A 681-nucleotide genomic window follows, 5' to 3' on the forward strand; every position below is an offset into this window, starting at 1 on the left:
TTGGTAAACTTATGCTTAGCATGAATTGGAGGGATATATATGATAGATTATAGAATAATTTCAAGAGAAAACTATTCAAATAAGATTGGAGAACTTGTAACAATGCTTGAACATACAAGAGGTGTTACATTGAGTGAAATCTCCAATTTAAACCAAAGTGATTTAGACTTCTTACCAAACGGTAGTTCAAACACTATTGGTTCTCTCTTATCACATATTGCAGCGATGGAGTTTGTTCATCAAGTTATCTCGTTTGAAAAAAGAGATTTAACTGAAAATGAATATCTAAAGTGGCGAATTTCTTTAGAACTTGGAGACAAAGCAAGGGAAGTAATAAAAAAGCAATCTTTAGATTATTATTTGAATGAATTATCACAAGTTAGAGAAAATACACTAACATATCTGAAATCAAAACAAGATAGCTGGTTATTCGAGGAAGACAAGTGGGATAATGGTGTGCCTTATAATAATTACTACTTGTGGTTTCACGTTATGGAAGACGAAATTAATCATCGTGGACAAATAAGAACAATTAAGCGATTGATGGGAATGAATAAATAAATCTTATTCAACCAAAGGATGCTTTACTTGAGAAAGTCACTAGAAGAGTCAAATGATAACTATGAACTGCCCCCAATTGCTAGGTTTTGTTTAACAATTGGGGGCAGTTCATTTATAGCG

1 protein-coding gene is annotated in these 681 nt (G+C 32.3%); it reads left to right on the plus strand.

The annotated features are described in order from the left end of the window. Positions 1–39 precede the first annotated feature (39 nt). Positions 40–561, plus strand: a complete 522-nt coding sequence (locus tag MR155_RS31310) for a DinB family protein (RefSeq protein WP_151524976.1) — start codon at positions 40–42, stop codon at positions 559–561. Positions 562–681 lie beyond the last annotated feature (120 nt).

This window comes from Bacillus cereus group sp. BfR-BA-01331, assembly GCF_022663915.1.
Lineage (GTDB): Bacteria > Bacillota > Bacilli > Bacillales > Bacillaceae_G > Bacillus_A > Bacillus_A mycoides.